This is a genomic window from Nostoc sp. WHI, from assembly GCF_015714725.1.
Lineage (GTDB): Bacteria > Cyanobacteriota > Cyanobacteriia > Cyanobacteriales > Nostocaceae > Nostoc.
This window is the reverse complement of the sequence record NZ_WBKM01000356.1, coordinates 1-23,609: the sequence shown is the minus strand read 5'-3', so window position 1 is coordinate 23,609 and position 23,609 is coordinate 1. Positions and strand designations below refer to the sequence as shown.

General features: G+C 43.7%; 23 protein-coding genes, 1 other RNA gene and 1 pseudogene. 12 read left to right on the top strand and 13 right to left on the bottom strand.

Annotated features, from left to right (window positions below; genetic code table 11):
• The first annotated feature begins 41 nt into the window (after positions 1–41).
• The 3 genes from cofH (at position 42) to F8S12_RS36775 (ending at position 3,500) form a co-directional block, all read left to right on the top strand.
• Positions 42–1,190 carry a 7,8-didemethyl-8-hydroxy-5-deazariboflavin synthase subunit CofH gene (gene cofH, locus F8S12_RS36785; RefSeq protein ID WP_196521269.1) on the top strand — a complete coding sequence of 383 codons (1,149 nt, stop codon included), beginning with the start codon at positions 42–44 and terminating at the stop codon, positions 1,188–1,190.
• Positions 1,191–1,252: 62 nt separating this feature from the next.
• Positions 1,253–1,657: a photosystem II protein Psb27 gene (gene psb27 / locus F8S12_RS36780; protein ID WP_196521305.1), complete on the top strand. Its 405-nt coding sequence runs from the start codon at positions 1,253–1,255 to the stop codon at positions 1,655–1,657.
• A 343-nt stretch (positions 1,658–2,000) separates the two neighbouring features.
• Positions 2,001–3,500, top strand: coding sequence for a family 10 glycosylhydrolase (locus F8S12_RS36775; RefSeq protein WP_196521268.1), 1,500 nt, complete (start codon positions 2,001–2,003; stop codon positions 3,498–3,500).
• A 7-nt stretch (positions 3,501–3,507) separates the two neighbouring features.
• Here the strand turns inward: F8S12_RS36775 and F8S12_RS36770 are convergent, their stop codons facing one another.
• Together F8S12_RS36770 and F8S12_RS36765 are read right to left on the bottom strand one after the other, a co-directional pair.
• Positions 3,508–4,479 carry an alpha/beta fold hydrolase gene (locus F8S12_RS36770; RefSeq protein ID WP_196521267.1) on the bottom strand — a complete coding sequence of 324 codons (972 nt, stop codon included), beginning with the start codon at positions 4,477–4,479 and terminating at the stop codon, positions 3,508–3,510.
• A gap of 55 nt (positions 4,480–4,534) precedes the next feature.
• Positions 4,535–5,137, bottom strand: coding sequence for a molybdenum cofactor guanylyltransferase (locus F8S12_RS36765; RefSeq protein ID WP_196521266.1), 603 nt, complete (start codon positions 5,135–5,137; stop codon positions 4,535–4,537).
• Positions 5,138–5,229: 92 nt separating this feature from the next.
• On the opposite strand from F8S12_RS36765, the gene F8S12_RS36760 reads away from it, so the two are divergent.
• On the top strand, positions 5,230–5,454 hold the full coding sequence (locus F8S12_RS36760; RefSeq protein ID WP_196521265.1) for a hypothetical protein: 225 nt from the start codon (positions 5,230–5,232) through the stop codon (positions 5,452–5,454).
• Positions 5,451–5,873, top strand: coding sequence for a type II toxin-antitoxin system VapC family toxin (locus tag F8S12_RS36755; RefSeq protein WP_196521264.1), 423 nt, complete (start codon positions 5,451–5,453; stop codon positions 5,871–5,873). The genes F8S12_RS36760 and F8S12_RS36755 overlap by 4 nt, the downstream gene beginning before the upstream one ends.
• Before the next feature lie 199 nt (positions 5,874–6,072).
• Here F8S12_RS36755 and F8S12_RS36750 read toward each other — a convergent pair whose 3' ends face one another.
• The 3 genes from F8S12_RS36750 to F8S12_RS41375 all read right to left on the bottom strand — a co-directional run bounded on the left by F8S12_RS36750 (position 6,073) and on the right by F8S12_RS41375 (position 9,776).
• Positions 6,073–8,130 (bottom strand): thioredoxin domain-containing protein, encoded by a 2,058-nt coding sequence (locus F8S12_RS36750; RefSeq protein WP_196521304.1) that lies wholly within the window; start codon positions 8,128–8,130, stop codon positions 6,073–6,075.
• 175 nt (positions 8,131–8,305) lie between these two features.
• Positions 8,306–9,652: a DEAD/DEAH box helicase gene (locus F8S12_RS36745; protein WP_196521263.1), complete on the bottom strand. Its 1,347-nt coding sequence runs from the start codon at positions 9,650–9,652 to the stop codon at positions 8,306–8,308.
• On the bottom strand, positions 9,621–9,776 hold the full coding sequence (locus F8S12_RS41375; RefSeq protein WP_230968528.1) for a hypothetical protein: 156 nt from the start codon (positions 9,774–9,776) through the stop codon (positions 9,621–9,623). The genes F8S12_RS36745 and F8S12_RS41375 overlap by 32 nt, the downstream gene beginning before the upstream one ends.
• 195 nt (positions 9,777–9,971) lie before the next feature.
• Between F8S12_RS41375 and gshB the strand changes: the two genes are divergently transcribed.
• Complete coding sequence (gene gshB / locus F8S12_RS36740) at positions 9,972–10,946, top strand: glutathione synthase (RefSeq protein ID WP_196521262.1); 975 nt, start codon at positions 9,972–9,974, stop codon at positions 10,944–10,946.
• A 939-nt stretch (positions 10,947–11,885) separates the two neighbouring features.
• Here the strand turns inward: gshB and ftsZ are convergent.
• The 4 genes from ftsZ to F8S12_RS36720 all read right to left on the bottom strand — a co-directional run bounded on the left by ftsZ (position 11,886) and on the right by F8S12_RS36720 (position 16,220).
• A complete protein-coding gene (gene ftsZ / locus F8S12_RS36735; RefSeq protein ID WP_196521261.1) occupies positions 11,886–13,190 on the bottom strand; it encodes a cell division protein FtsZ in 1,305 nt (434 codons plus the stop codon).
• A gap of 54 nt (positions 13,191–13,244) precedes the next feature.
• The gene (locus tag F8S12_RS36730) at positions 13,245–13,538 is read right to left on the bottom strand and encodes a hypothetical protein (RefSeq protein WP_230968527.1); all 294 of its coding nucleotides are present in this window, start codon (positions 13,536–13,538) and stop codon (positions 13,245–13,247) included.
• Between the two features lie 117 nt (positions 13,539–13,655).
• Entirely contained in the window at positions 13,656–14,816 is a 1,161-nt protein-coding gene (locus F8S12_RS36725; RefSeq protein ID WP_196521260.1) for an RNA-guided endonuclease InsQ/TnpB family protein, read from the bottom strand.
• A gap of 570 nt (positions 14,817–15,386) precedes the next feature.
• Positions 15,387–16,220, bottom strand: coding sequence for a cell division protein FtsQ/DivIB (locus F8S12_RS36720; RefSeq protein ID WP_196521259.1), 834 nt, complete (start codon positions 16,218–16,220; stop codon positions 15,387–15,389).
• A 451-nt stretch (positions 16,221–16,671) separates the two neighbouring features.
• Between F8S12_RS36720 and F8S12_RS42580 the strand changes: the two are divergent.
• A pseudogene (locus F8S12_RS42580) lies at positions 16,672–16,764 on the top strand (hypothetical protein); the annotation flags it as partial.
• A gap of 5 nt (positions 16,765–16,769) precedes the next feature.
• Here F8S12_RS42580 and F8S12_RS36715 read toward each other — a convergent pair.
• Positions 16,770–17,117 carry a hypothetical protein gene (locus F8S12_RS36715; RefSeq protein WP_196521258.1) on the bottom strand — a complete coding sequence of 116 codons (348 nt, stop codon included), beginning with the start codon at positions 17,115–17,117 and terminating at the stop codon, positions 16,770–16,772.
• Between the two features lie 518 nt (positions 17,118–17,635).
• Between F8S12_RS36715 and F8S12_RS36710 the strand changes: the two genes are divergently transcribed.
• Together F8S12_RS36710 and F8S12_RS36705 are read left to right on the top strand one after the other, a co-directional pair.
• Positions 17,636–18,469, top strand: coding sequence for a photosystem II manganese-stabilizing polypeptide (locus tag F8S12_RS36710; RefSeq protein WP_196521257.1), 834 nt, complete (start codon positions 17,636–17,638; stop codon positions 18,467–18,469).
• A gap of 312 nt (positions 18,470–18,781) precedes the next feature.
• On the top strand, positions 18,782–18,979 hold the full coding sequence (locus F8S12_RS36705) for an NblA/ycf18 family protein (protein ID WP_196521256.1): 198 nt from the start codon (positions 18,782–18,784) through the stop codon (positions 18,977–18,979).
• Between the two features lie 516 nt (positions 18,980–19,495).
• Here F8S12_RS36705 and F8S12_RS36700 read toward each other — a convergent pair.
• Complete coding sequence (locus F8S12_RS36700) at positions 19,496–19,819, bottom strand: hypothetical protein (RefSeq protein WP_196521255.1); 324 nt, start codon at positions 19,817–19,819, stop codon at positions 19,496–19,498.
• Positions 19,820–20,312: 493 nt separating this feature from the next.
• On the opposite strand from F8S12_RS36700, the gene F8S12_RS36695 reads away from it, so the two are divergent.
• From F8S12_RS36695 to ssrS, 3 genes are all read left to right on the top strand, one after another.
• Positions 20,313–20,801, top strand: coding sequence for a pentapeptide repeat-containing protein (locus tag F8S12_RS36695; protein WP_196521303.1), 489 nt, complete (start codon positions 20,313–20,315; stop codon positions 20,799–20,801).
• A complete protein-coding gene (locus F8S12_RS36690) occupies positions 20,798–21,976 on the top strand; it encodes a 5-(carboxyamino)imidazole ribonucleotide synthase (protein WP_196521302.1) in 1,179 nt (392 codons plus the stop codon). Before F8S12_RS36695 ends, F8S12_RS36690 begins: the two co-directional genes overlap by 4 nt.
• Before the next feature lie 60 nt (positions 21,977–22,036).
• Positions 22,037–22,219, top strand: a non-coding RNA gene (gene ssrS / locus F8S12_RS36685) — 6S RNA.
• A 137-nt stretch (positions 22,220–22,356) separates the two neighbouring features.
• Here the strand turns inward: ssrS and F8S12_RS42575 are convergent.
• Both F8S12_RS42575 and F8S12_RS36675 read right to left on the bottom strand, forming a co-directional pair.
• Positions 22,357–22,470: a transposase gene (locus tag F8S12_RS42575; protein ID WP_442946853.1), complete on the bottom strand. Its 114-nt coding sequence runs from the start codon at positions 22,468–22,470 to the stop codon at positions 22,357–22,359.
• 273 nt (positions 22,471–22,743) lie between these two features.
• Positions 22,744–23,562 (bottom strand): type 1 glutamine amidotransferase, encoded by an 819-nt coding sequence (locus F8S12_RS36675; RefSeq protein ID WP_196521253.1) that lies wholly within the window; start codon positions 23,560–23,562, stop codon positions 22,744–22,746.
• Positions 23,563–23,609 lie beyond the last annotated feature (47 nt).

Below are 23,609 nucleotides of genomic sequence, written 5' to 3'. Positions count from 1 at the left end.
AAGCTCGTGCAATTAAAATTTATTGGGAAATTAATAACATAATGCTGACAAAAATTGCTGTTGAAAAAATTCTTGAACGTGCATTGATGGGGTACGACTTATCTGCTGAAGAGGGAGTGGTGTTGTTAGAACAAACTGATCGAGAGGCGATCGCAGCAATACGTGATACATCCGACACACTCCGCCATACTCAAGCAGGCGATACCGTCACTTATGTAATTAATCGTAATATCAACTTTACCAATATTTGTGAGCAGCACTGTAGTTTTTGTGCTTTCCGTCGAGATGATGGTGATGTCGGTGCATACTGGTTAGATTCGGCGCAAATTTTGGAAAAAGCGACAGATGCAGTGCGGCGGGGTGCGACGGAAATCTGTATGCAGGGAGGATTAAATCCCCAAGCGCAGATCAACGGCAAATCTTTGCCCTACTATCTCAAGGTAGTAGAAACCATCAAACAGGAATTTCCCCAGATACATCTACACGCTTTCTCTCCCCAGGAAGTGGAATTTATCGCCAGACTTGACGGACTTGAGTATGCTGATGTGATTACAGCTTTGCGCGATGCTGGTGTTGGATCAATGCCAGGAACAGCAGCAGAAGTGTTGGACGATGAAGTTAGGCGGATACTGTGTCCAGAGAAAATTGACACAGCCACTTGGCTAGAAATTGTTAGCACCGCTCACAAACTAGGCTTGCATACCACCAGTACCATGTTATCTGGGCATATTGAAACCCGCGAGCAGCAAATCGGACATTTAGAAAAATTGCGATCGCTCCAAAAAACTGCCATCAATCAGGGATATTCAGCCAGGATCACAGAGTTTATTTTATTACCCTTCGTTGGGCAAGAAGCACCTAAACCCTTACGCCGCCGTGTCGGACGCGATCAACCAGTTTTGGCTGATGCACTGCTGCTAGGGGCTGTGGCGCGGATTTTCTTGGGTAATTGGATTCCCAACCATCAGCAGAGTTGGGTAAAGCTGGGACTTACTGGTGCAACGGAAGCCTTAGTTTGGGGTTGCAACGATATCGGCGGCACATTAATGGAGGAGCATATTACCACAATGGCAGGTGCTTTGGGTGGTACGTGTATGGAAGTGGAAACTTTGGAAACTGCGATCGCTTCTTTAGGAAGACCTTACCAACAACGGGATACTCTTTATCAAAGAGTTAGGAGTCAGCACTAAATTGATCCCCAAGATACCAATCCAAGATACGATGGACATTGATTTACGTATTCTTCTACTTAATGCTTATGAAGCGCTATTGGTCGCGTTTGCTTGCGCTGGTTTTGGTTGTAGCTATCGGCTTGATGGGCTGTTCTAGCAGTCCAGATAGTTTGACTGGAGATTATCGCCAAGACACTTTGGCTGTGGTAAATATTATGAGACAAGCTCTGGATATATCACAAGATTCACCAGACAAAGCAGCAGTTCAAGCAGAAGCGCGTCAAAAAATTAATGACTTTTCAGCTCGCTACCAACGAGTTAACTCTGTTTCTGGTCTTGGCTCCTTTACAACCATCCGAACAGCCCTCAACTCCCTAGCTGGACACTACAGTTCTTACCCAAATCGTTCCGTACCTGAAAAACTCAAAAATCGTCTAGAGAAAGAGTTACAGCAGGTAGAGACGGCGCTGAAGCGTGGCGGTTAACTCTAAAGTATTGCCTACTTTATGATCAAGAGTCAAAAGTTTTAACTTCTGACTCTTGACTATTTGTGCAACTTAATACATGTAAGTTTTAAATTTTTAATAACCTAATTGACACTCCTTTAGGCAATAGCTGACTAAACTTGCTTTTTATTCAAGCTTTTTTTTATACTGCCTTTTATGTGTTTGTGTCCTTATAAAAAAAGAAGGCAACACAAATAGGCCTTTGGGAGTCTTCAAAAAATAGGTTTCAAAACCCTTACGACTTAACTATATAATTCGATACACGTTGTCCACAATTATCTAAGTTGGGGTCGATGATTATCGTGTACATCTACTGCAAGGTATGTCTAACCGTCCTTTGAACGTTACAAGATCAATATTATTTTGGCCGCGCCTATTCGCTGTTGTTTTCACTAGTACTTCCTTACTCACCAATTTTGGGAGCCAACCAGCAAGGGCGCAAGCAACCCAGTATTGCCAGTTATCATTAGCGGCGGCGAAAGAAAAAGAAAACTTACGTTTGTCAGCTCTTAAAGGCAATCAAGATGCCCAAACCAGCTACCAAAATATAGTACAAAAACAGGCACAAGAATTACAAGGTTGCCGCACTCGGACTTGGCCGCAAATTCAAGCCATCTGGTTGCGCTTGTATCCCTGTGACATTAAGCCAGGAACAATTGATCAGATTATGGATCGGATTGTCAATCGGGGCTATAACCAAGTTTATTTGGAAGTATTTTCCGACGGGCAGGTGTTATTGCCAGCAACAGCTAACCCGACAGTTTGGCCGGCTGTGATTCGCACTCCAGGTGCAGAAAACGTCGATTTACTAGCCATAGCAATTAAAAAAGGTCGGCAACGCGGTTTAAAAGTCTACGCCTGGATGTTTACCACAAATTTCGGCTATACTTACGCCCAGCGCCCAGAAAGAGAAGGAGCGATCGCTCGTAATGGCAAAGGTCAAACGAGCTTATATGTTGTAGATAACGGCTCTCAACTATTTATCGACCCCTATAACCCGCAAGCAAAACGCGACTACTACCAACTGGTGCAGCAAATTTTGCGCCGTCGCCCAGATGGACTGCTGTTGGACTACGTGCGCTATCCCCGCCAAGCAGGAAGTGATTCCATCGCCACCAAAGTTTCAGATTTATGGCTATTTAGTCCCGCAATCCAAGAAGCTTTATTTAAGCGGGCACAGAATAACAAAGGGTTAGACTTGATTCGGCGCTTTTTAAGTAAGGGATACGTTACCGCCGCAGATGTAGCGGAAATTGATCAGCTTTATCCTCAAGAAGGCGAACCCCTCTGGCAAGGACGCACTCCCCCACCAGGGCAAAAGTCAATCTTGTCTGCAACCGACAGACAACCAATTTTACAATGGGAATTGTGGCAACTCGCCGTTGCTCACGCCATGCAAGGAATTCTAGATTTTGTCACCATAGCTAGTTACCCAGCAAAGCAGCAAGGAATTCCCACAGGGGTAGTATTTTTCCCCGATGGCAACCAAACTGTTGGACAAGGGTATGATTCCCGTTTGCAACCTTGGGATCGGTTCCCCACTACATTAGAGTGGCATCCCATGTTATATGGGACTTGCGGTGATGGCAGTTGTATTGTGGCGCAAGCACAACGGGTTTTGAGTATGACAAAACCTGGTACGCAGATAATACCTGCTTTAGCCGGTCAGTGGGGAAAATCCATCAGTAATCGTCCATCGCTAGAAGTACAAATGCAGGCACTTCGCCAATTTGCTCCCCAACTGAAGGGAGTTAGCCATTTTGCTTATTCTTGGCAATATCCTGAGAATGATAGCGATCGCAAATTTTGTCGCACTCGGTAAGCAAATGTCAATTTCGCCAATCATCCAATTGCGTCGCCAGGAAATAGCACACATGGTCTACGAATAATGGCCCCCATTTATGTGTGCCATGTCCCATACCAGGAACAACATAACAGTCACCATCAGGAAAGCGCCTAGCGCAAGCACGGGCATCTCGAATGTTCACAATGCGATCGCTATCACCCACTAAAAAACGAACCCGACGCGGAGGCTGTACCCGCTCAACGTAGGTCATCGGGTTGCACGCCTGAGCATACTGATCTGGGTATTTCAGATTTTTGGCTAATTGTAAAAGCTTAACTACGGGTTTTAGATTCGGTTGCACTCGTTCCAGTAGTGCTTCTGCTGCTCTACCCAAGGGTGAAGCTGCTAAATCTGGTAAGACTAAGTAGCCCCAACTTTTGGCAAAGGACTGGAGATCAGCATGACCGATAGCACCCAATAGCCGCTCCCCAACCCCATCAGCAGTAAAGGCATAGGCAGCTTCCAAAACTCCCATACTGACGCCGAATAATGCTAATCTGCGATTATTGAGGGCATAGCGATCGCCACAAAAGTCACGTACTCTGGCAATATCAGCCGCAGTTCTACGAAATAAGCACAAAAGTAACTCAGTGTCAAATGATATACCTTGGTCTAGTAAAGGCTTAATCTCATTTTCCACCACAGCCGTGAAGGTACGCACCAAACTACGCTCACCAGCTAAGGGTGTGTCGAATAAAGCTACAGCTATGCCCATCTGTGTCAGCGTCGGTACAATGAAGGCATTCCAGCCATAGGGGGCGCTCATTCCTTGTAAACCAATTACCAAAGGCGTATCCTCTGCCGGTCGATTGTGTGGCAGAAAGACAGCAACCGGAAAGCCACTTAATCGTTCATCAATCTCAGCCACTCCAGTATAAGAAAAAGACTCGTGAAACCAATAGCGATGACCATTCACACCGTCAAAATTAATCGCATCGGGACCGTAGATAGGCATAGTAGATCACAGAAAACCGAATTAATCGTTAAAGACTAGCATTTTTATACTCTGATTAACTTAAAGCCAAATCTTCTGGTGTATTACAGTTAAACAGCATTTCGGGTTCTGCTAATGGCAAAACTTCTACAGGATATTGTCGAAGCCACTGCTGAAACGATCGCCCCCCTTGGTTGATAAACTCTAAAAGTTGTGGCAAACAGCGACGGCGATAGAAACCACACAGAGGTTCCCAACCTTTGGGATGATTAGCTAAAGCTGCGATCGCATTATCTCCCACCCTATCAAGTTTAGTTACCCAATCTTGCAACACCTCAACTCGCAACTTCGGCAAATCGCAAGCTAGCAGCAGCACCCAATCTGTCTGTACTTCGACTAGTCCTTGGGCAAACCCAACTAGAGGCCCGTGGGCTAGGGATTCTTCAGATAAAGGTACTTCCCGAATAAATTGACAACCAGGCAAAACCAAGTCTTGATAGCGTTCTGGCCAAGGAGTTACTACATAAACAGTATCAGCACAGCTTTGAGCGATCGCACAAACTCGCTGCAACAACGGCACTCCTTGAATGAGAATCAGAGCTTTATCTTGACCCATGCGAGAACTCTTACCGCCGGCTAATACAATAGCAGTTAATTTGCTACATGAGTTAATAGTCATTTGTCAAAAAATAGAGGGTAAAAAACGAGTCAAACTAAATTAACCCCTGGCGCTGAAAGTAGAATAAATTTATCTTCTACTTAAACCCCATCATGGCTATCCAAGAACTCGAACAACAACTCCTTCAGCTTTCCCCCAACGATAAACTGTACATCATCCAACTCCTTGCCCGAAGCATGACTACACACAATAACACCCACCCAGATCAACTAAGCAAACTCTCAGAGTTTTTCCGTCAATCCCCTCTGGCTGAACTCACCGAAGAACTTGATCTTAGCCGAGATCGCACCCTTCCCCGCGATGCCTTCACCCAATGACTTATCTCCTTGATACCTGCCTAATTTCCGAACTTGTTGTCAAACAACCAAATCAACAAGTTTTGGATTGGCTAGATGCCCAAGTGCCAGAAAAACTTTACCTTAGCGTCATCACAATTGGCGAAATTGCTAAAGGTATCAGCAAAATTACTGCATCTAAGCGGAAAGAATCTCTAACAACTTGGCTGAATGAAACCCTGCCCAATCGCTTTCAACAAAGAATTTTAAATATAGATGTCTCAACAATGTTGTTGTGGGGAAATTTAGTCGGGCAACTAGAACAGAATGGGCGACCTCTACCTCTGATGGATTCTCTTATTGCAGCGATCGCAATTCATAATTCTTTATCACTTGTCACCCGTAACGAAAAAGATTTTGCTGGGACAGGGGTTGTAATGGTTAATCCTTGGTCTGTCTAGGCATCGTCACTATAGGGGATCAAATGAGCAAGCGCGCAGAAAGTTACCAGGACTGACGCAAAAATTGCTAAAAAGCTTAATTTATCGTAGACACGTAGTGGCTGAGTGCCGAGAATTTGTAGAGTGTGCGTAAGTCCTAGTTACGATCAAGACTACATCATCTACTACTAACATTCTAGTTGGGAGAAATAAAACTATTTCACGCCCTCACCTGACTTTGCTGCACTTGCTGGAATAAATGTTCTACACTTTCTGCTGGTGCCAGACACTTCAAACCTTGGCAAACTAACCCAACGCTTTTCTCTGGTAAATCAGATGTTACGGCAAACACAGCCGTTGGTAAAAACTTGGGGATCAGAGAGTTTATTTGCTCAGTAGTGCTGCGAATCAAGGTAGAATTCCGATACCAATCCAAAGCTGTAAACAAGCTAGGACAAGCTTGAGGAGCGCGATGCATCACACTCGCAAAAGCTTTTAAACCAAGTTCCGCTAAATCCAAATAATCTAGATTATCGGTAAGTAGGACGAGACGCACAAGGTTAGCGATCGCAATTCCATTAGCTGATGGTGTGGCATTATCTGCGTAACTACGCTCTTTTACAATTAAATCTTGACTAGAATCGCTGGATGTGTTGTTATAGCCACCTAATTCTACACTCCAGAGAAATTCGTTAAATTCATCTTGGATAGCGATCGCTTTTTCGAGCCATTGCTTCTGCTCAGGATTGGAAGCTTGTAAATCCAAGAGAGCTTTAATAAAAAAGGCGTAATCTTCAGACTGAGCTAAAACGGTTGGTTCTCCTTGATAATTGAGTCTGTGGAAACGCCCATCCACAAACTGATTTTCCAATATAAAATTCGCCGCTTGTGCCGCTAGTTCCAGATATAACGGTTGTTGGAAAACCCCAGCAGCCCTAGCCAGCCCCGAAATCATCAAGCTATTCCAAGCGACAATCATCTTCGTATCTGTCACCGAGGGAATGCGACCTGGCCAGTTAGCGGTTTTTGCTTCCTGGTTATTACGAGCAGGGGGAAAAGTTTCTAGTGACTCAGAACTAACGCCATAGCGAGCGGTAAACAGCTTGCTTAGTGACGTTTCCACCGTTGCACTCAGTTGCCCTAAATGGCGTCTTTGTAACACATTACGACCTTCAAAGTTGCCGTTAGGTGTCACCGTAAACTGTTGTTGTAATTCAGTTAATTCTTCAGACGTTAACAGTTGTTGTAGTTCGCTGTAACTCCAGACGTAAAAAGTTCCTTCTTCTGGTTCTACTGCCGTGGAGTCAGTAAAACTGTCGGCATCTTGAGCAGCATAGAAGTAACCTTCAGGTGCAGTCATTTCCCGCTTCAGCCATTGTATAGTACCAGCGATCGCTCTCTCAAACGCTGGTTCTTGTACTCCAGCACTCCACAAAGAAGCTAGATACTCCACAATCTGTCCATTGTCGTAGAGCATCTTTTCAAAGTGGGGTACTGTCCAAGTAGAGTCAACAGTATAGCGATGAAAGCCACCACCCACATGGTCATAAATGCCGCCCAGTGCTAGGTCTAATCCTCTCTGGGTACAAATTTGCTTACCATCATACTGAGATTCAAAATTAAATCGAGTTCCCCGCAGTGCTAATTCTGTATAGGGAATCATCGGAAACCTATTGCCGGATTGACTAGGGGTAATTATGCCTGTACTGGTTTCCCAACCTTGGCGAAGTAATTCACGGTCTTCTAGGTCGGTTGTTGTACCGTCTTGCAACACCGCAGACGTGAGTAGCGACTCAATAATTAAGGCTTTGCGTTGCTGTAAGTCCTCTTTTTCTGTATCGTAATAACGGCGAAGGGCTTGCAGTACTTGCAAAAATCCCGGACGACCATAGCGCGGGTCTACAGGGAAGTAAGTACCAGCATAAAACGGTACTAAATCTTCTGGGGAAAGAAAAATATTTAAAGGCCAACCCCCTTGACCGCTCATCATCTGCAAAGCTTGCATATAGATGCTATCGAGGTCAGGTCTTTCTTCCCTATCTACCTTAATGGGAAGAAAGTTGGTATTCATGTAGTCAGCGATCGCTATATCCGAAAAAGCCTCGCCTTCCATAACAGTACACCAGTGGCAACTAGAGTAACCAATGGAGAGAAAAATTGGTTTATTTTGCGCCCTTGCAGTTGCAAGTGCTTCGTCACACCAAGACCACCAATCAATCGGGTTTTCGGCGTGTTTACGGAGATAGAGGCTCTTAGCTTCAGCAAGGCGATTAGTCATGATTAAATGCAAGTAGTTGCCTTCTTTGCTCAGTCTACCCCGTTCCCCAAGACTGTAGGGGCAATTCATGAATTGCCCCTACCTAAAAATCATTCTTTTCAACTATTGTTTGCGTAAGTTCTGTTTTTGACTTTAAAAAAGTTCAGTTGTGGTTGCTATTAATAACGCTGATGGATCAGCGATCGCCTTTAGCCCAACGGCGTGATGTTCCCGAACTACTACTTGACTTTTTGCCACTTGTCACAGTTCGCGGTGTTGATTGTTTAACCGATGTCTGTGGTAAAGGTTTAGCAGTCGAACGAGCCGGAGGCTTGTCACCTTTTGATTTGGGTCTATGTTTACGTCCATCTGGAATTGCTTCCGCCTGGCTGGGGAAATTGGCTTCAAAGCCAGCCACCACTTCAAATGGCAAGCGCCGTTCGATCAGTTTTTCGATATCTGCCAACAGCTGGGATTCATCGGCGCATACCAGGGATACGGCCTCACCTGACGCGCCAGCGCGACCAGTGCGACCAATACGGTGAACATAATCCTCCGCTACATTAGGCAGATTAAAGTTGACCACATGGGGCAGTTCGTTGATGTCAAGACCGCGAGATGCAATGTCGGTAGCCACCAGTACCCGTACACCACCGTTCTTAAACTTTGCCAGAGCGTGGGTACGCGCCGATTGGCTCTTGTTACCGTGGATAGCCAATGCTGGAATGCGATCGTCGGCCAATTGCTTTACCAGACGGTCTGCACCATATTTGGTGCGAGTGAACACTAGCACTTGCTCCCAATTGTTTTGCCGTATCAGGTGAGCAAGTAATTGATGCTTTCTGTCCCGGTCTACCTTGTAGACTTTCTGTAGCACTGTGTCGGCGGTAACGTTGCGGCGTGCTACCTCAATCAGCGTCGGGTGATTGAGTAGCCCGGCAGCAAGTTCCTTGATTTTTTCCGAGAAGGTGGCGAAGAATAGCAAGTTCTGTCGCTGTTTGGGCAGAAGCGAGAGAATGCGGCGAATATCACGAATAAAGCCCATATCTAGCATCCGATCTGCTTCATCCAGCACTAACACCTCAATCTGCGACAAGTTCACCGTGCCCTGCTGCACATGGTCTAGCAGTCGTCCTGGGGTAGCAACCAGAATATCCACGCGGCTGTTTAAACGCCGTTTTTGCTGACTAATGCTGACCCCACCGAACATTACCATTGAGTTCAGTTTCAGGTACTTGCCATAGGAAATCACGCTCTCCTCTACCTGTGCGGCGAGTTCACGAGTCGGGGTGAGAATTAGCGCCCGGATCGGCGAGCATCCATTAGATGTGGTTTTAACGCTTTTGTCGGACGACAACCGATGAAGGAGCGGCAGGGTGAAGCTGGCAGTCTTTCCAGTCCCAGTTTGGGCACCAGCTAGCACATCACCACCCGATAAGACGGCAGGAATCGCCTGCATCTGGATTGGTGTGGGTTTGGTGTACCCTCGCTCGGTGACGGCACGGATAATTTCATTGGACAAGCCGAGAGTAGAAAAAGACATAAAACTCCAGAATTAACATCGGCCTGTCGCCAGTGGCGGCATCAGTTTGAGGCGGACGGATGGTTTGAAGGGCTTTCTGAGCAGTAAACGCCAAAACTGAAAGCGAATGGCCGCAATTCTGCATTTTAACATGATGTTTTCAGACTTTATATCAACGATAACCAGTTTTGTTGAAGAATGGATAGATAGCTTTCATCCCCGACTTGAAAGATGCTCATTCTTCAAAACCAAAAAGTTTTGAAGAATTTACTTCGGGGTTTTCAGCATTTTCCTTATAATTGAAAAGCTATTTAATTTCCTGGTGATTGAGGTGTAAAGGGTGAAACTGGCTTTTATCATTGATCCCATCCATCAGCTTGACCCGTGTCATGATACCAGCATTGCCCTGATCGAAGCAGCGCAAATTCTGGGACACGAAGTTTGGGTGACTCAGCCAAATCTGCTGAGTGTAGTGGAGAGCAAAGCTTGGGCTTTCCTACAGCGAGTTGAAGTTGTACCAGTGCAGTTGGTGGAGGGACGCTGGGTAGCGGCGAATCCTTGGTATAAGTTGAGCGATTCCTCCTTAACTTCTTTAGAGACAATGGATGCCGTATTTATGCGGACAGATCCACCAGTCAATGATTCCTACCTCTATGCCACTTATATTTTGGATTACATTGACCAAAATAAAACTTTATTGATTAATAGTCCCAGTGGCATCCGAGGGGCAAATGAGAAAATGTATGCCCTTCAGTTTACCAAAGCAATTCCAGAAACGATTGTCAGTGCTGATAAGCAGTTTATCCGGCAATTTGTGGAAGCAAAGGGAGCTACGATTCTCAAACCACTGGGTAACAAAGCTGGGGAAGGAATTTTGTTCTTACAATCAAGCGATCGCAATTTTAATTCAATTGTCGAACTCAGTACCCTCCAAGGTCGAGTGCCAGTAATGGTGCAGACCTATTTACCGCAGGCAAAAGAGGGAGATAAGCGAATTATCCTGCTCAATGGCGAACCGATTGGTGCGCTCAATCGTCTCTCTAGCGCAACTGATTTTCGCAATAATATGGCAACTGGTGGCACAGTCGCTCAAACCGGAATTACCCCAAGAGAGTATGAAATCTGTACCCAATTAGCCGAGCGTTTACGCCAAGACGGTTTAATTTTTGTAGGTATTGACGTTATTGGTGGCTACCTGACTGAAGTTAACGTCACCAGTCCTACCGGAATTCGTGAGATTGACCGTCTAGATGGTACTCGCCTTGGTCATCAAGTTATTCAATGGATTGAACAAACTCTAAAAATCAAAAAATAATTTGCTGTCCTATTCTCTTAAGACTTACGCAAAACTACACGCTGTAGGGGCAATTCATGAATTGCCCCTACCTGAAAATCAAGGTTTCGGCTATTGTTTGCGTAAGTCATATTCTCTAAGAAGCGAATTTGGCGTGGACACTTGTGTAATCAAGTTTCCACGCCACTACTTTCAGTAAATATACTTGCTTATCGGAATATAAGTTTAGTGGATCGTGAAGGTAGATGTAGCATCATCCGTAATTGGGCAGTCCTTCCTGTTTTTTGTCACAAAAACACGGTAGGGTATGCAAGCCAGCAGGCTCCTGCCCAAGTTCATTCTTTGACACTCCCCGACCTGAAGGTGCGGGGATTCTTGATTCAACGAGTCCACTTAGATTAGACCCCTTGCGGTATCTAAGCCTCCTTGTGGTTCTCTCCTCAAGCGTTAACTTTCCGAGTGCCCCTCGGTAGTTGGATGATTCCAAAATTTGTTTGATTGAAATTCTGATCGCCTAGTCCCCATGTTCGCAAAGCGTCTCGCAGAGAAGATTTTACCTATTCCTGGGCAGGAACTAGAACTATGGAATAGAACCCCATATCTTCAATTGTCAAGGTACAGATTGCCGCTAGGCATTTAGGTTTTTATACAGGTTGATTACCGTTCCTGTTAAACCTAATTTTACCAGAACGTGAAATAAAGCGTAAACACCTCAAACCGTTTTCATCACGCAGCCTAAAGTACGTAATACGGCGCATAGCGCCTGTTACTCAAGGGTTTTCAACGAGTGTTTTTATAAAAGTAGCATTGACGAGTTTTTTTACCAATTGGCAAAATTGGGGATGGCAACGGATTGCTTACCCCTGCCTTTGGTAGAACCCTGGAACTAGCAGATGTTATACAGCATTCAGCCTAACCTGAGACTGCTAATTTAATCTAAAATCTCAAATCCAAAATCTTTTAATTCCTTGGTGTACGTCGGTTTTTCAGAAAATCAGGTATATCCAATCCAAGTTTTTCTTTTGGTTCTGGAGTTGGAGTCGGAGTCGGAGTTGGAGTTGGGGGATTAACTGCGGGTTGTTGTGTTGTTGGTCGCTTTGGAGTACTAGGTGTTATCCGAACGTTCGCCACGCTTTGTTGTACCGCCGCTTGCACTTCACCTGTAAACCCAGTGGCAATTACAGTAATTCTTACCTCACCTTGGAGTCTGTCATCAATTACAGCCCCAAAAATAATATTGGCGTTGGGATCAACTACTTCATAGATTGCTTCTGCGGCAGCATTCACTTCATGCAAGGTGAGGTCAGTACCACCAGTAATGTTAAAGACAACCCCTCTGGCACCTTCAATAGAACACTCTAGTAACGGTGAAGAAATAGCTGCGATCGCTGCTTCTCTGGCTCTAGATTTTCCCGAACTCACTCCAATTCCCATCAAGGCCGATCCCGCATCTGCCATCACAGCTCGGACATCAGCAAAGTCAACGTTTACCAAACCGGGGATCGTGATGATATCAGAAATACCTTGCACCCCTTGACGCAGCACATCATCTGCATAGCGAAAAGCTTCTTGTACAGGCGTTTGTTCTGGGATCACTTCCAGCAGTTTGTTGTTGGGGATAATGATCAGTGTATCTACTCTACTTTTTAGTCCTTCAATACCTTGTTCCGCCTGACTGGTGCGGCGGCGTCCCTCAAACACAAATGGACGTGTTACCACACCGACAGTGAGAGCGCCCATTTCCTTGGCTACTTCTGCCACGATTGGAGCCGCACCTGTCCCGGTACCACCCCCCATACCAGCAGTGATAAATACTAAATCTGCACCCTCTAAAGCTGTGGCAATTTCGTCTCGTGATTCCTCAGCTGCCTTTTGACCGATGGCAGGATTACCACCTGCTCCTAAACCCCGCGTTAGCTTCTGTCCAATTTGCAATCTACTTGGAGCGCCGGCTAAGGTAAGAGCTTGGGCATCAGTGTTAATTGACCAAAACTCTACCCCAGAGACATCAGACTCGATCATGCGGTTAACAGCATTGCCACCGCCGCCACCGACACCAATCACTTTGATGTTGGCGACCCGACCAGGAACAATCTCGCCAATTCGGCTATTTTCAGCAGAAATCTTTTTACCGTCGTGATTTTGTCCGAAGTTCAGCCCAGAGTTATTAAAGGGATTGGTCGAGTTAACTGACAGAGAAAACCCCGGCTGTCCCGTAGATTGGGAATTTTTATAGATAAGTCCTTGGTTATTATCAAGCGTCATTGGATTTGTGAAAGGGTAGATAAACGACTTTTTTCGGTGTTATTCACCTAAGAGTCAACTATAGTTTGACAGTGCCACAATACTATGGCACTGTTTTTTATTGTTTTCACTACTGCCAAGCCTAACAGAATTGGCAGTGCGAAAATTTGTTAGGGGATAAGCTTTTAACACAAGCGATCGCACAGCCAATTTTAGAGAAGTATACCGACATTTATCTAAAACTGACCTGTATAACTTCAACCAGACATTAATCTCTTCATTATTCTCCGCGGAGGGTATAACTTGTAAAGACACACTACAGCGCATCTTCTCTGCCTCAATAATAATATTGTTAATAGATTTCACCATTGGTGATGATTGCAACTTTAGACACAAAATTTACCTTAATACTTAATTATCCTTAAGGTTAAAGTAAGCAAGAATTTACTTTTGACATACTCCCCAGCCTGAAGGCGTGGGGATTCTTTACGCTTCAAGGACTGATGCTAGCGAGGTAGTCTTACTCTGTCTCGACGTACATTTAGAGTCGTGGCAATGCCCTATCCCGACTTTTTCTATATTTACTGAAGCATTCTCATCCCGGTCGTGTTCTGTGCCGCAATTCAGACAAAGCACAGAACGCACCGATAAATCAATCTTTCCCCATCTGTAGCCACAATCTGAACAAGTTTGGCTCGTTGGTTCCCAGCGACTAATCACAACAAACTTCCTACCAAATTTCTCAGACTTTGCTTCAACCAAGACCCTGAACTCTCTCCATCCTTGCTGACTAATTACTCTAGATAGTTTACGGTTTCTGACCAGTCCTGACACATTCAAATCTTCTAAAACGATAGTTTGGTTTTCACTAACGACTTTAGTTGACAGTTTGTGCAGAAAGGAAGAGCGAGTATCAGCTATTTGGTTGTGCAGTTTAGCAATTTTAATCCTGATTTTGTTCCTACGCTTCGACCCATTTTGTTGACGCGCCAACCGCTTTTGAAGTCTTCGTACTCTCCGGTCAAGTGTCTTGTAGCAAGGACTCACAGCTTTTTCACCGTTGCTCATCACAGCAAAAGTTTTAATCCCTAAATCAATTCCAACGCTTTGGTTTTTGGCATCAGTATTAATGGGTTCAACTTCTACTACAAAACTTAGGAAGTAGCGGTTAGCGCTATCCTTGATGATAGTAACTGAGCTAGGTTCCGATGGCAGTCTTCTAGACCAAATCGGTTTCACAACTCCAATTTTTGCGAGGTAAACACCACTACCTTTTAAGGAGAACCCACCACGAGTAAGCCTTGCACCCTGACTAGAGGTACGCTTTTTGAATTTAGGATAACCAACCTTGCGCCCTTTTCTCTTTCCTTTGCAGGAATCGAAAAAGTTCTTAAAGGCTATTTCTAAATCAGCTACAGACTGCTGTAGAGGTATGTTTGATACTTCACTGAGCCAAACTCTTTTTTCAGTCTTTTTTGCCTGAGTGATAACCAACTTTTGAAGTTCAGCCGACTTAGGCTTCTTTTCGGATTGTTTGCACACAGCCAAGGCATCATTCCAAACTACTCTCACGCAACCGAACAACTGAGCTAAACTCTGCTGCTGTTGGTCTGTTGGGTAAAATCTGTACTGATACCTAGCTTTCATAACTCAATTCCTCCTGCTATGATTATATATCATATCGATATACAAAGGACATGAAGAAGAGTATATTTTTTCGCTTAACAGACGCAGAGTTTGAACACATCGAGATTTACTGTGAGCAAAATGGTAGAACAAAGTCTGACGTGTTGAGGGAACTAATTAGAAACCTAAAAATAAATAAAAAGCCGTCCTAGAAGGACGGGGCTTGAATCCCATATTTTCGGTCAGACTATACCTGATTAATTTGTTGTTTGGGGAGTCTTAATGGACGCTTTGTTGAAGCAATAGTCTAGCCTACGAGAACCCTGACTAGTGTGGTCAACAAATCAAGATTTCCCAAAAGGTTTGATCACCCAATAGAAATTACGGCACAGAGCAGTCCAAATTGATTGCTCAGAAGCAATGCTTAGGCAACTTTGGGCAGTACCGTTTAAAGCTTCTTAATTTACTCAGGACTTACGTAAACAATAGCCAAAACCCTGATTTTTAGGTAGGGGCAATTCATGAATTGCCCCTACAGTGTGTAGTTTTGCGTAAGTCCTATTACTAAGAGCGATCAATACATTAAACACGCTAGATGTTTTTAGGGATTTTGGGAGTTAATTTTTGGTCTTTTTGGTTCATTTGTACTAAGGGAAATTCTGGATTTTTCAGATTAATATACTCTATTTGACCGGAATTGAGTTTTGCTGTTAAATGGCGCATTCGGGCGAGTACCTTAATTTGTTCAGATAACTGGGGGCCTGGAACGCCGAGATGCACATTTCCTAGTTCTGTTTTCAAAATTAAATTTGTTGGATTTTGGCAATCAATTTCTATCACTTTCACAGGACTTTGACTGACAGCTTGATGAAGTTGAGTCCAGTAGAGGCAGTATTGTTTTGACGAGCCAATTACTCTGAGATTGGGTAATTTCTTGGTGGGATTCAGTGATGTGTATTTTTCTAAGGGCATCCAGGCTCCACTTGCATCTAGTAAGCCGATTGTTACTTTTTTGTTACCACGTGTTTGAGTCACCGCTACAGGTACTCGTTCTTGAATTTCGATGATTAATCCAGGAGGAAACAGGCGGCGTCTAACGATCGCTTGGGCAATAGTTGGTTGTTTCTTCAAAGAGTTAGCGATCGCTGATGGTTCAATCCGCCACAAAGACTGGGGGTAAGATAACACCAATAATGACTGAATCGTTTCATCTGTCAGTAATTTATTGCCTGATTTCATCACTATTTGTTTGGGAGCTTTTAGCATCCACACTGGTTGGACTGCTACCCACAGCAATCCACCTGCCAAACCGATAATGGCAAAGGTTCGCCAAATAGCCTGAATAATTCTCATCTGCCTCTGCCGACGTAACTTCTGACGACGCTGGGCTAGATCCGTGCGAGAAACTGATGTTATGCCAGCCATTCAAACCCCTTTCTGGTTACAATCCAAATTCCTCAACGCCCTCGCATCATTTTTTGGCATCTGTTAGCCACTCTCCTCAAGACTTTTTTATTTTTTAGTAACACTTTACAGTAACTACACAAAGCTCGTGGCGCTAGGCATCATTACGATGAAAGTTTCCGGTGTCCATTTTTAACTGACTGTGGCCTTTTTGACAAGTTAATTTGGAAGATTTTTTTCCTAAAGATTACAAAATATTAATTTAGATTTTCAGGACTTACGCAGTGATAATTAGTCATTGCGTACTCCTTTGGATAACCCGTAGGGTACGAAACGCAGTGTATGTAGTGAAGCAATCTCGTTAAAACTGGGATTGCAACTCTTAGAGACGCTAGCTACCGCGAACGCTTCTCTACGAGACGCTTTGCGAACGCTCGCAATGACAGAAAGACGTTACATTTGCGTAAGTCCTGTTTACAAAACTTTGATTGGACACACAAATAAAGTTCTTAGTGTCAGTTTTGACCCAAAAGGTAAAATGCTAGCCTCAGCAAGTTATGACAAAGATGATCAGCCCAAGGAGCGATCGCTCTCCAACACCTCATCGCTATTTTCTTCGGAAGCCTCTTGTGGCAAATTCGTTAAAAATGCTTGCAGTCTCATCCGCTCAATGTAAGGCCAGCCTCCCTCAGACTCAATATCTTTCAGTAGTGAGTAGAGTTGCCTACGGTTAACAGGCAAACTTTCTTGAAAAACTCCATCCCGGAGTTCTCGGTGTAACTGCTCCAATTGCCTAAGCATTGCCAAAAGAGCTACAGTATCGCCTTGACAACCCTGAACTGCATCAGATACCACAGTTGTGATCGCTTGGAGTTTAGAGGACAACTTCTCTAATTCCATATTTTTGTTATCGTTCATGTCACCCTTTGCGTATAAATGAGACCAACTCAAATTTACCGGAGATTTTTAATTTTCCCTAGTTTGTCAGTATTGATTCCTCTAATCCTCCTTGTCCCCCATACTCTGACTAGAGCAAGTCAGAGGTGAATATAACTAGATTTGTATCTTTTCAAAAGTAATTGCGATCGCTCCTAAAAAAGCGCAGTAACCTTTACCATAGCCACCACAGCAGCTAGCTGTGATGACGATGAAACTTTCTTGGATTTTGAGTACTTTGATTTTGAGTTAAAAAAAATCGTATGATCTGGCTAATTTACCCATCAAACAATGGGCTGTATGTAGTAGCGTCACATACATAATACAAAAAGACTTGGCGGTGCCGCTTTTGCGATCGGCAAAAGCAAAGTGCGAAGCAGATATTTCTCTTCGCGCTCCTTGAGGCAAGCACTTATGCCGCTCTCTGGGGCTTACTCGTCCACGCGCCCAATTCTAACAAATGCCACCAAGATATTAATTTTTGAGATTTGAGGTTGATTATGAGGTATCGCGCTTTAATTGTTGCATTTTTGGCTTTGTGCCTGGGGCTAATAACTGCTTGCAGTGATGCTCCTGCTACTAGTAGTAGAGACGTGCTAACTTACGACCAAATTCGAGGCACTGGCTTGGCTAACAAATGCCCCCAACTAGCAGAAACAAGCCGTGGTTCCATTTCCATTGATTCTAGCCAGTCCTATGCCATCAAAGAACTTTGCTTGGAACCAACTAGCTTCTTCATCAAAGAAGAACCTGCTAATAAACGCCAACAAGCAGAATTTGTTGCTGGTAAACTGTTGACTAGATACACTTCCACCATTGACCAGGTACAAGGCGACCTAAAAATTAACTCAGATAATAGCCTGACCTTTACGGAAACTGATGGCCTTGACTTCCAAGCCATCACTGTGCAACTCCCTGGTGGTGAGCGAGTACCTTTCCTCTTTACCATCAAAAACTTGGTTGCTCAAACACAACCCAGTTTGACCAGTATTAACACCAGCACAGACTTTGAAGGTACTTTCAAAGTTCCTTCCTATCGTGGTGCTGCCTTCCTAGATCCTAAAGGTCGTGGTGTCGTCAGTGGCTATGATAATGCCGTGGCTCTCCCCGCCCAAGCGGATGATGAAGAACTGACTCGCACTAACGTCAAGCGTGCTGAAAATCTCACTGGCAAGATTTCTCTGCAAATAGCAAAAATAGATAAATCTACTGGTGAAATTGCTGGTACTTTCCAGAGCGAACAGCCATCTGATACAGATTTAGGTGCTGGCGAACCTAAAGAAGTTCTAATTCGTGGTCTATTTTATGGCCGCGTTGAATCGACTCGTGGCTAAATCCTTTTAGGTAACGCAACTGGCTGGCGCTCAGAACTACAATTCTGTAAGTATGAGGCTTTATCACAATAACTAACTCCCTTTGCCCCTTTTTTTTAAGGAGCAGAGGGTTTTTTGCTGAAATTAACCCTGTCTTATATTCAATCAGCAACACAGCAAATATTTTATACAGGAGATTCCAGGAAATATATATCATTATTTATTTTATTTTGCAAGAAATATTGCAGTTTTGTAACAAAAGTGTTAAATTTAATTTACATAACATTACAAAACCAAAAAACAGAATTTATAAAAACGTCACAGGAGACACCTATGGATCAAGCTACCGAACTAACTTTAGAGCAAGAATTTAGCCTCAGAAGCTTTACCGATCAAGTGCAGCAAATGTCCCGCAACCAAGCTCAAGAATTCTTGATCTTGCAGTATAAGCACATGATGATTCGGGAAAAGATGTATCAGGAGATTCTGAAACACGAGTGGAAATTAGATGAAGATTTCACCTCTGTGTAAAACCGCTACGGTGTACACACAAGTCCTAAAAACTTAACTTGATAAGGCTTTCCTCGTTCCCAGGCGGAGCCTGGGAATGCATTCATTGAGTCTCTGGCTCAATGTCTAACTGGAGGCAGAGCCTCTAATTAGCCATTCCCATGCAGAGCATGGGAACGAGAGAACAATGAGAAATCGAGCTTTTTTCGATTTGTGTGTACACCGTAGGTGTAAAACCGTGAGGCAATTCTGATTTTGCACAAAAGAGCAGAAAGTAATGAAGAGTGCTGAGTCCTGAGTGAAAAGACCGCCCACCAAAAGCGGGTATCAACCTTCTCTCTATAAGAAGATTCCGCTTGACTTCGGGCGGGGCTTTTACCGTAGTGCTGAGTTGGTCAAAATCATTGTTTATCTAAATAAAGATGTGAATTAAGAGGCTGCCTTTATCCCATCGGAGGTAGTGCACTTTTAAATTAAAAACTGCTCTTGCTGAAAGTAGCAAGAGCAGTTTTTAATAGTAAAATCCAAAAGAAAAATTTAGGCATCCTCAAGTTCAAATTGAGCCACTGTAACCGTGTTAAAAGCGAAAGCCAAAACTAATGGCATCGGAGACTGAAACCAAAAGGTAAAAAGAACAGCTAGGATTGTACCAATCACTGCTGATACCGACCATAATCGTTCTTCAAAAGTTAATCCCTTTTCGGCTTTAATCAATCTGAGAACATGAACTGGGATTGGTTCCGGCATTACCCCACCCGGAGGAAAAGCCCAGTAGTTGTTACGCCGCTCGACAAACAAATCTGTCCAGCCATTTTCTTGGCACCATACCTCAATCCATTGAAGTGAGTAATGATTCATCATCGGGGTTAGTAATTTGGTTTATGGAAGTTATGTACTTGGTGAATATAATTTCTCAGAGATTCCTGACAAACTAATTAATTGTTATAAAATCAACGCTAATTATGCACTTTTAAGCTTTCTTAAACAGTTGAGACAAATATATTAGGCTCAAACATTGCTTACCTTAATGAATAGATTAACAGTTGAGAGGAACTATCCATTTCAAAATACAATAAACTTTACCTAAGAAATCAAAAGTCAAGAATTGCAAGTAAATTGGTGAGTACTACTCCTCAATCAAACTATTCATATCCTAAAAATCAAATTTAAAAATCAAGAATTGTAAACAAATCAATAAGCTCTTTTGGCGGTACCAAAGATTAAGCAAGGGTAAATATGAATATCCTAAGTCCAGTTGCAAAGCTACGGGTTTCAATTAGACTGATCCAGTCTTGCTAATATTCAAATGCGGTAAGCTTAAATGTAGCGATCAGATACCAAATTGGCTCTTGATATGTTTTGGCGGCAAGGATTAGCGTTACTTCTAGGAATTATTGTATGGTGCGTGGCTCATCCTGCACTGGCAGACTGGACTCATCCACTGTCATTTAGCAATGCGGAGTTGTCAAGACGTGATTTTTCGGGTGAAAGTTTGCAAGCTGCGGAGTTTTCTAACGCCAATATGGAACTGGCTAACTTTGCAAACGCTGACTTGCGGGGAGCAGTATTTAGTGCTTCGGTGATGACGCAAGCAAATCTGCACGGAGCGGATTTAACTAATGCAATGGTTGATCAGGTAAACTTGACTAAGGCAGATTTAAGTGATGCAGTTTTCAAAGAAGCCCTTTTGCTCCGTGCCATCTTTAATGATGTAAATATAGATGGTGCAGATTTTACAGATGCAATTTTGGATAGGGCGCAAATCAAAGAACTGTGTATAAAAGCCAGTGGTGTGAATTCCAAAACTAGCGTGCAAACTCGTGATTCTTTAGGATGTCAATAAAGCGTGTCGGTGTAATTGGTGGCGGACAACTTGCCTGGATGATGGCGGATGCAGCACAGAAGCTAGGAGTAAAATTGGTAGTACAAACTCCTAGTGAACACGATCCGGCTGTGTCCATCGCCCAAGAAATCATTTTCGCCCCGATAGATGACGCTAGTGCCACAGAAATATTAGCTCAAAAATGCGATGTTATCACCTTTGAAAACGAATTTGTTAACTTAGATGCCTTATCTCTTTTAGCACAGCAAGGCGTATGTTTCCGCCCCGGATTAGAAGCTTTAGTTCCTCTTTTAGATAAATATCATCAGCGCCGCTATTTAAGCGATTTAGGATTACCAGTTCCTCAATTTTTTGCCCTTGACGAGGCGGAAAATATCAAATCAAAAATAGAATCTCTAGGTTTTCCAGCAGTCCTTAAATCCCGCCGCCACGGGTATGATGGTCAAGGGACTTTTATAATTAATGATTTTGCTGCTTTAGAGCAAAAGCTAAGTTATGAAACTACAAAAAAAACTTTAAATCAACCACTTTTCTTGTTAGAAGAATTTGTCCCTTTTGAAAAAGAACTAGCAGTAATTGCGGCTCGTTCTGTAGAGGGAGAAATTGTCACTTACCCAGTGGTAGAAACCCAACAAGAACAACAAGTGTGTCGGCGGGTAATTGCACCAGCCCAGATTACGCCCAATCAAGTAGCAAAAATCCAAGCGATCGCACATACTTTATTAAATAGCCTCCAATTTGTGGGAGTTTTTGGGATTGAGCTATTTCTTTGTGCTGATGGCAAAATCCTGGTAAATGAAATTGCGCCCCGGACTCACAATTCTGGGCATTTTTCTCTTGATGCTTGTGAAACTTCTCAGTTTGAGCAGCACCTTAGAGCCGTTTGTGGTTTACCTTTAGGGAATCCGGCTTTACAGTGTGCTGGCGCAGTGATGGTCAACCTTCTGGGGTATGAAAACTCTCATAGCGACTACCAAAGCCAGCGTCAAAAAATAGCAGAGATTCCCCAGGCACATCTTCACTGGTATGGGAAGACAGAATCACGTCCTGGGCGGAAGTTGGGACATGTTACTGTTCTGCTAGATAATCAAAATAAAGAGTCGGGAAGTGCGATCGCCAACGGCGTCGGCGCAGCCATCGCCCACATCATAGAATCTATCTGGTATCCCAGGTAAATTTTTTAGAAACTTTCGATTTTGAACACACAACATCTTTTTGAAAGCTATAATGAGTGAGTTGCACTACGACGTTGGTGACTGCCATCAAGTTTTTTGATCTATGCCTTTAAAGACAAGGGAGCCAAACAGTTCTCGTAGCAGTAAACCGGGCATGTACCCGGAAACTTTAAACGAGGAATTTAGTTCCCACCTGGTTAAACCAGGTCATAAACTTAGGTAAAACGGCGTCGCGGTGAACTTAAAATTCTTAGCTCCCAAAGATTCAGTTGTAAATCAGGAGCTTTAATTATTAAAATTGGTATTACTTATAAAAAGCGCCAAGGCAGTTAGGACGCAAAATATAAGATATGCTCAATGGCATCTCGTAAACAATCAAACTAATCTAGTTTTTTGCGGATTTGACTTTTTAACCAAGAACAGCATTTCTCAATCTTGTTAAGGTCTGGAGAATAAGGCGGTAGGTACAGAATTTCACAACTCACATCCTGAATCAGTTGTTGAATGGGCGTAATACCGTTGGTGTCAACTTAACGTAAAAACCAATCTAGACAATGCTTTTAGAGATTGTCTCGTTCCCAGTCTCCGACTGGGAATGCCTAACGGGAGGCTCCGCCTCAAGACTTGCGGCAGAGCCGCAATGAGCAAGCATTTCTAGCCAGAGGCTAGAAACGAGGTTTGAAAGGGATTTTGGCTAAGTTGACACGAATGGCGTAATACCCTTGTGATAGCTGGTGAGAGTTAGGGAAAGGGAAAAATACGAAAATTCAAACTTTAGCCGCACCAGAAGTTGGCAAACTTACTTTCAATCGTTTAAACATCGCTTCCCGTGCTTGCATAGCAAGATGATCATCTAAAGGTTGTAAGGCGATCGCCTGTTGATATTTTAGCCGCAATGCTGTTTGAATTAACCAATCGGCGACAAAGGGATTTTTCGGTAACAAAGGGCCGTGGGAATAAGTAGCGATCGCATTCTGATAAAATGCTCCCTCAGTGCCATCTTCGCCATTATTTCCCAAACCATACACCACTCGCCCCAAAGCTTCCACTTTTCCTAACTTGGTACGTCCGCCATGATTTTCAAAGCCTACCAAATACGGTGTGTTACCTGTCATTTCTTTCAACTCCTGCGCTAGACGTGAAGCTGTAACTTCAATTACCAAGTTACCAATACAGCGCTTAGTATTTTCACCAGGATGGACGGAAACTAAATCGAGTATTCCCAAGCCTTCAATGCGTTGTCCTAATCCTGGTTCATAATAATGTCCTAGTAATTGGGGTGAACCACAGGTAAAAACTCCCGGTGTTCCATTTTCGATTTTCTCGCGCATAGCATCGGCTTTCGCACCTTGTAAATCACGCATGACAATTTCTTGCTGACGGTCTTGTGCGCCACCACCAACTATGATATCTACAGTTTTAATATCTGCGGCTGTGGCATTTTGATCTAGGGGTAATACTTTAACAGTGTATCCCCGCCACTGAGCGCGACGTTCTATAGTAATAACATTACCGCGATCGCCATAGGTACTCATTAGCGTCGGATACAGCCAACCAATTGTTAATTCCAAATTTTGATAACTCATAAATTTAGGGAGTAGGGAGTGGGGAGTGGGGAGTGGGGAGTGGGGAA

What these genes read in the sequence shown, in the direction of transcription:
- cofH (WP_196521269.1), top strand. Translation starts at nt 42, where the DNA reads ATGCTGACAAAAATTGCTGTTGAAAAAATTCTTGAACGTGCATTGATG.
- psb27 (WP_196521305.1), top strand. Translation starts at nt 1,253, where the DNA reads ATGCTTATGAAGCGCTATTGGTCGCGTTTGCTTGCGCTGGTTTTGGTT.
- F8S12_RS36775 (WP_196521268.1), top strand. Translation starts at nt 2,001, where the DNA reads ATGTCTAACCGTCCTTTGAACGTTACAAGATCAATATTATTTTGGCCG.
- F8S12_RS36770 (WP_196521267.1), bottom strand. Translation starts at nt 4,479, where the DNA reads ATGCCTATCTACGGTCCCGATGCGATTAATTTTGACGGTGTGAATGGT.
- F8S12_RS36765 (WP_196521266.1), bottom strand. Translation starts at nt 5,137, where the DNA reads ATGACTATTAACTCATGTAGCAAATTAACTGCTATTGTATTAGCCGGC.
- F8S12_RS36760 (WP_196521265.1), top strand. Translation starts at nt 5,230, where the DNA reads ATGGCTATCCAAGAACTCGAACAACAACTCCTTCAGCTTTCCCCCAAC.
- F8S12_RS36755 (WP_196521264.1), top strand. Translation starts at nt 5,451, where the DNA reads ATGACTTATCTCCTTGATACCTGCCTAATTTCCGAACTTGTTGTCAAA.
- F8S12_RS36750 (WP_196521304.1), bottom strand. Translation starts at nt 8,130, where the DNA reads ATGACTAATCGCCTTGCTGAAGCTAAGAGCCTCTATCTCCGTAAACAC.
- F8S12_RS36745 (WP_196521263.1), bottom strand. Translation starts at nt 9,652, where the DNA reads ATGTCTTTTTCTACTCTCGGCTTGTCCAATGAAATTATCCGTGCCGTC.
- F8S12_RS41375 (WP_230968528.1), bottom strand. Translation starts at nt 9,776, where the DNA reads ATGCAGAATTGCGGCCATTCGCTTTCAGTTTTGGCGTTTACTGCTCAG.
- ftsZ (WP_196521261.1), bottom strand. Translation starts at nt 13,190, where the DNA reads ATGACGCTTGATAATAACCAAGGACTTATCTATAAAAATTCCCAATCT.
- F8S12_RS36730 (WP_230968527.1), bottom strand. Translation starts at nt 13,538, where the DNA reads ATGGTGAAATCTATTAACAATATTATTATTGAGGCAGAGAAGATGCGC.
- F8S12_RS36725 (WP_196521260.1), bottom strand. Translation starts at nt 14,816, where the DNA reads ATGAAAGCTAGGTATCAGTACAGATTTTACCCAACAGACCAACAGCAG.
- F8S12_RS36720 (WP_196521259.1), bottom strand. Translation starts at nt 16,220, where the DNA reads ATGGCTGGCATAACATCAGTTTCTCGCACGGATCTAGCCCAGCGTCGT.
- F8S12_RS36715 (WP_196521258.1), bottom strand. Translation starts at nt 17,117, where the DNA reads ATGAACGATAACAAAAATATGGAATTAGAGAAGTTGTCCTCTAAACTC.
- F8S12_RS36710 (WP_196521257.1), top strand. Translation starts at nt 17,636, where the DNA reads ATGAGGTATCGCGCTTTAATTGTTGCATTTTTGGCTTTGTGCCTGGGG.
- F8S12_RS36705 (WP_196521256.1), top strand. Translation starts at nt 18,782, where the DNA reads ATGGATCAAGCTACCGAACTAACTTTAGAGCAAGAATTTAGCCTCAGA.
- F8S12_RS36700 (WP_196521255.1), bottom strand. Translation starts at nt 19,819, where the DNA reads ATGATGAATCATTACTCACTTCAATGGATTGAGGTATGGTGCCAAGAA.
- F8S12_RS36695 (WP_196521303.1), top strand. Translation starts at nt 20,313, where the DNA reads ATGTTTTGGCGGCAAGGATTAGCGTTACTTCTAGGAATTATTGTATGG.
- F8S12_RS36675 (WP_196521253.1), bottom strand. Translation starts at nt 23,562, where the DNA reads ATGAGTTATCAAAATTTGGAATTAACAATTGGTTGGCTGTATCCGACG.